Source organism: Mesorhizobium sp. M2C.T.Ca.TU.002.02.1.1, from assembly GCF_003997225.1.
On the sequence record NZ_RZTO01000395.1, the window covers coordinates 1 to 5,584 of the forward strand.

Genomic DNA, 5,584 nt, shown 5'->3' on the forward strand with positions numbered 1-5,584 from the left:
GGTGCGTTCGCTGCAGCTGATCCAGGATCGCATTGCCGGCGGCGATCATGCCGCGCTGCCGATGCAGGCAAAGCTCCTCGAAATGATCGACGCCCGGATGCGCGACGCCAACGCCGAGGATTTCAAGGAGCCGAAGAACTTCCGTGCCCTGCTGGTCTACGGCATGAGCGGCGGCAATCCGGTGACGGTCGCGGCCGCGGCTTCGCGCGCGGTAACCGACCCGCAAAGCCTCGCCATCGCCAAGGGCGTCGTCGCCTATCTGAACGGGCGGCCGGCCGAGGCGATCGACATGCTGAAGCCGATCGATCCGATGAGCGTGCCCACCGACATCGGCGCCTTCCTGGCGCTGGTCAAGGGCTCGCTGCTTGCGACCGATGACCCGGCAACAGCGCTCAGGCTGCTCGACGAGGCGCGCCTGCTCAGCCCCGGCACGCTCGTCGAGGAGGCTGCGCTTCGCCGCTCCGTCGGTATCGCGGCCGCGCAGGGCGACGCCGCCCGCTTCGCGCTGGCCTCGACCCAGTATGTCGCGTCCTACCTCTATTCGCCCTACGCCAGCCAGTTCGCCGATGCCTTCGTTTCCGGCATCATCACGCTGCACATGGCGATCAGCCAGGACAAGATCGCCGACATCACCTCGATGATGGATCCCGAGCGCGAGAAGGTGATCTATCTGCGTATCGCGCGCCACGCCGCGATCGACGGCATGACGGAGCTGTCGGCTTTCGCCTCGGCCAAGGCTGAGCTGGGCCGCAACGGCAACGGCAACCAGGATGACCCGCGCACCCAGCTCTATTCGGGCCTTTCCACCATGACATCGGCCAGTGTCGATGAAGTCCGTGCCAAGCTCGGCAAGATCGATAGGGGCAAGCTTTCGCAAAGCGACCGCGACCTGCTCGACGCCGCACAGGCTGTCGCGGGCGAAGTTGTGGCGCCGGTGAAAGCGGCCGTGAAAGCCGACGCCGCACCGGCAACCGCCGCAAAAGGCGAGGACGCGAAATCCGCGGCTGAGGCGTCGGCCGATCCGGCCAATGCGGACTTGCCTCCTGTGGAAGGGGCGATGCCCGACCAGCCACCAGTCGCGTCAAGCGATCCGGCGGTCGCGGCGAGCGATCCGGCGAAAGACGCGTCCGCGGCTTCGCCGCCCCCTGCCCCGCAGCCGGCTGAGACGCCGGCGGCAGCTCCCGCACCGACTGGCGCCGCGCCGGTTGTGCAGGCATCCGCGCCGGTGGCGACGACCGATGCGCAAGACCCGATCGATGCGGCGGTGACCAGCACGCGCCGTCAGCTCGACCAGATCGACCAACTCCTCGGAGCAGCTCCCAAATGACCAGCGTCAACCAGACCCTGCCGGGCTTTGCTTCGAGTCAGCCTCGGCAGCACGCAGCCGGTAGCAAGGACAAGGATCAGAATTTCGGCGAGATGGTGAACGGGGCGGAAAAATCAGATCGGCCGCAGAGCAGACATGCCGCCGGACCGGTAACGCCGGACGCACATCTCGCAAGGCGCTCATCTGCCACTGGCAAGGAGGAGCCGGACCAGGGCCCCGGGGGGAAAACCGCCCCGTCGAAAGCGACCACGGGAAAGGCCACGAAGAACGGTGCCCAGGCCGGGGACACAAAGCCGGGGGCGGACAATGATAGCACAGCGCAAACCAGCGATTCCGCGCCGCTGCAGGATCGCCTGCCATTGCTGATGGCGCTGAGCGACATGAAGCATTTCGCGCAGTCGTCGGGCGCGGGCGACAAAGGTTGCGCCGACGGTGAAGATGGCGCCGGCGGACACGGATCGCTGCAATTACCGCTGCGCCCGGGCAAGCGCGCGGCGGTCGACGGTTCCGGCGAGCCGCAGTCGCGATCCACCCGTTCGACGGCGGCTGGAGACCACGGGCCTGACTTCGGGCAGAAGCCGCTCAAGGCGGACGGGGCTCTCGACATGCCGGGCCGCAGCGATGCCAAGATCATGCCGGCGCAAGGCAACGAACCGCAGGCGGACGGACCGGTGCCACCGCAAGGCTGGCGGCCGGCCTCGGCCTCCAAGATCGCGCAACAATCGCAGTCGGCCCCGCAGCAGACACCGGGCAAGCCGTCTTCTTCCGCCGCACGCATGGAAGTCGTCAGCCAGCAGAGCTTCCCGGCGCCAGCGCAAAACCCGATCGGCCAGACGGCATCGGCGCTGGTTGAAACGCTTGCCTCCGACAAGGGCGTTCAGCAGGCCTTCGCAACCGCCTCGGCAGGCTCGCAGACGACCAATTCTGTTGCCGTTCCGACACATGTGCTCAAGATCGAGCTCCATCCTTCGGAGCTCGGATCGGTCACCGCCAGCCTGCGGCTGTCAGGCGAGCAACTTTCGATTGAGATGAAGCCGCAGACACACGAGGCATATCGCCGTCTCACCGCCGACAGCGACGCTATCGTCAAGTCCATGCGCAGCCTCGGCTTCGATGTCGACAAGGTTACGATCCTGCAACCTTCGATAGCAGCGCATGCGGCCAGCCGCGCCGACGCAAGCAGCGCCATGCCGATGTCGACAGGCCGCGACCAGCCTTCGTTCCAGCCCGGGAACTCGGGCGGCAACAGCGCGGGCGGCGACCGGCAACCGGGAAGGAACGATGGCAATGGCGCACAAGAATTCAGTCGTGCCGCTTCGCCTCTTCGCGAGCGCGCTGACGACGATATGTATATCTAGTTTCGCCGTCGGCGCGGCCAGCGCCGCCGCCAATCCCTGCGAGCCGGAGATCCTGCGCGCCGCCGACCGCTACGGCGTGCCCGCCGGCATCCTTTACGCGGTCGGCCTGACGGAGACCGGGAAGAAGGGCAGCCTGCAGCCTAATGCTTTGAATATAGAGGGAAAAGCCGTCTTTCCCCACAGCCGCGGCGAAGCGCTCGCCACATTCGAGAACGCGCGCCGCGAGGGCAAGACGCTGATCGATCTCGGCTGCATGCAGATCAACCATCGCTATCATGGCGCCCAGTTCCGCAGCGTCGAGGACATGCTCGACCCGCACCAGAATGTCGACTACGCGGCGCGCTTCCTGGCCAGCCTGCACGCAAGGCACATGACCTGGTCGATGGCCGTCGCCCGCTATCATGCCGGCCCCGACAACGACCCGGCGCAGAAGGTCTATGTCTGCCGTGTCATCGCCAACATGGTCGCCACCGGCTTCGGCAAATGGACATCGAACGCCAGCGCGTTCTGCAATCAATAGTTGCCATTCTTCGAACACCGATCGACCGTCGCCGGCATGCTCACCGGCGCCAATATCGTCAGCCGACAGTTCGGCGCGAATACACTTGCACAACCGGCTTTATTACGGCCTCCAAAAAACTCCCAAGAAAATAGCTACAAGAAATGATGGTTTTCCAGGATTCGCCGAGCCGGGTACCCCTTTCCGCACGGGGCAAGTGAATTTGATTCGGAGGGCGGGCCGATGATCGTGATCGTTGACGAGCGAGAGCTCGTGACAGAGGGCTACTCTTCACTTTTCGATCGCGAAGGCGTGGCCACGGCCGGCTTCGCGCCAGGCGAATTCGGCGAGTGGGTGAGTTCCGCCGCCGACACCGATCTCAGATCCGTCAGGGCCTTTCTCATCGGCGACTGCCGCGACGGCGCGATATCGCCGCGCCAGATCCGCGACCGCACCGGCGCGCCGGTGATCGCGCTCAGCGAACAGCACTCGCTCGAACATACGTTGCGGCTGTTCGAAAGCGGCGTCGACGATGTCGTCCGCAAGCCGGTCCATATCCGCGAGATCCTCGCCCGCATCACCGCCATCCGCCGCCGCGGCTCCGAAGAGGCCGCCTACACCGAAGTCGGCTCGATGCGCATCTTCATGGACGGCCGCGATCCGGAGATCGACGGCGAGCCGCTGCCGCTGCCGCGGCGCGAGCGGCGCATCCTGGAATACCTGGCCAGCAACCGCGGCCGGCGCGTGACCAAGACGCAGGTCTTCAACGCCATCTACGGCATCTTCGACGAAGAGGTCGAGGAGAACGTGGTGGAGAGCCACATCTCGAAGCTGCGCAAGAAGCTGCGTGAGAAGCTCGGCCACGATCCGATCGATTCCAAGAGGTTCCTCGGCTACCGGCTGGTGTTCTGATGGCCGTCCAAGGCCCGTCCCGCGCCAGCCTCGCGCAAGACACGAGGCATAGTTTCATGGCCTCCTACCCAGGCACTGCGGAGATCCATCGATGAGCCTCTACGGAATGATGCGGACCGGCGTTTCCGGTATGAACGCGCAGGCCAACCGCTTGTCCGCGGTGGCTGACAACATCGCCAACTCCGACACTACCGGTTACAAGCGCTCTTCGGCCGAGTTCTCGTCCCTGATCATGCCCGGCACCGGCGGCGCCTATAATTCCGGAGGCGTGACGACGACGATCCGCTCGGCCGTCAGCACGCAGGGCGTCATGACCTACACCACCTCGGTGTCCGACCTTGCCGTCAACGGCGACGGCTTCTTCGTCGTCCAGGACGCCAGCGGCACACCCTACCTCACCCGCGCCGGCTCCTTCGTACCGGACGCGCAGGGCCGGCTGGTCAATGCCGCGGGCTACCAGCTCATGGCCTACAGCTACGCCAATGGCGAGCCGGCAGCGACCGCCAACGGCTTCGAAGGCCTCGTGCCGGTACAGATCTCCGACCAGGAAATGACGGCGACGCCGAGCACGGAAGGCGTCTTCAGCGGCAACCTGCCGGCAGGCGCCACTCCCGTCGCGGCCGGCAGCCTGCCCTCGACCAACAGCGCTTCGGCCCAGTACACGTCGAAAACCTCGCTGGTCGCCTATGACGATCTCGGCAACAAGAAGCTGCTCGACGTCTATTTCACCAACACCGGCGCCGGCACCTGGGAAGTCTCGGTCTTCGACCAGTCGAAGGCAACGCCCGGCACCTCCTTCCCCTATACCGGCGGCGCACTGGCATCGACGAACCTCACCTTCGACACCACCACGGGCAAGCTCACCGGCGCAACCGACAGCATCTCCTTCACCGTGCCGGGCGGCTCGACGCTGAACCTCGATCTCTCCAAGGTGACCCAGCTCGGCACCGGCTTCACCGTCGCCGACGCCAAGGTCAACGGCAACGCGCCGAGTTCCATCCAGAAGGTCCAGATCGGCCAGGACGGCGTCATCTACGCGCAGTTCGCGGACGGGTCGACCAAGGCGCTGTACAAAATCCCCCTGGCCGACGTTCAGAGCCCCGACAACCTCACCGCAATGCCCGGCAACGTCTATGTGCAGAGCCCCGACTCCGGCGCGGTGCGCATCGGCTTTGCCAATGAAGGCAAGCTCGGCTCCATCGTCTCCGGAGCGCTCGAAAATTCCAACGTCGATATCGCCGAGGAGCTGACCAACATGATTGCGGCGCAGCGCAGCTACACCGCCAATTCCAAGGTCTTCCAGACCGGTTCGGACCTGATGGACGTCCTCGTCAACCTGAAGAGATAAACGACGGGCGCCGCCCGTGAAAGATCAGCATGTCGCTTTCCTCCGCACTAAGCATTGCCCAGTCGGCGCTCCTGGCCACGTCCAAGCAAACCAGCGTCGTATCGCGCAATGTGGCCGATGCGTCGAACCCGGACTACACC

5 protein-coding genes are annotated in these 5,584 nt (G+C 65.3%); all 5 read left to right on the forward strand.

Going from position 1 to position 5,584, the window contains the following annotated elements; translation table 11 throughout:
• The coding region (locus EOD07_RS20270; RefSeq protein ID WP_127236730.1) for a chemotaxis protein MotC at positions 1-1,327 on the forward strand (1,327 nt) is incomplete at its 5' end.
• Positions 1,328-1,692: 365 nt separating this feature from the next.
• On the forward strand, positions 1,693-2,685 hold the full coding sequence (locus tag EOD07_RS20275; protein ID WP_164772377.1) for a flagellar hook-length control protein FliK: 993 nt from the start codon (positions 1,693-1,695) through the stop codon (positions 2,683-2,685).
• Entirely contained in the window at positions 2,636-3,205 is a 570-nt protein-coding gene (locus EOD07_RS20280) for a transglycosylase SLT domain-containing protein (protein ID WP_245470330.1), read from the forward strand. The genes EOD07_RS20275 and EOD07_RS20280 overlap by 50 nt, the downstream gene beginning before the upstream one ends.
• 222 nt (positions 3,206-3,427) lie before the next feature.
• On the forward strand, positions 3,428-4,096 hold the full coding sequence (locus tag EOD07_RS20285) for a response regulator transcription factor (protein WP_040989981.1): 669 nt from the start codon (positions 3,428-3,430) through the stop codon (positions 4,094-4,096).
• A gap of 91 nt (positions 4,097-4,187) precedes the next feature.
• Positions 4,188-5,444 carry a flagellar hook protein FlgE gene (locus tag EOD07_RS20290; RefSeq protein ID WP_041004710.1) on the forward strand — a complete coding sequence of 419 codons (1,257 nt, stop codon included), beginning with the start codon at positions 4,188-4,190 and terminating at the stop codon, positions 5,442-5,444.
• Positions 5,445-5,584 lie beyond the last annotated feature (140 nt).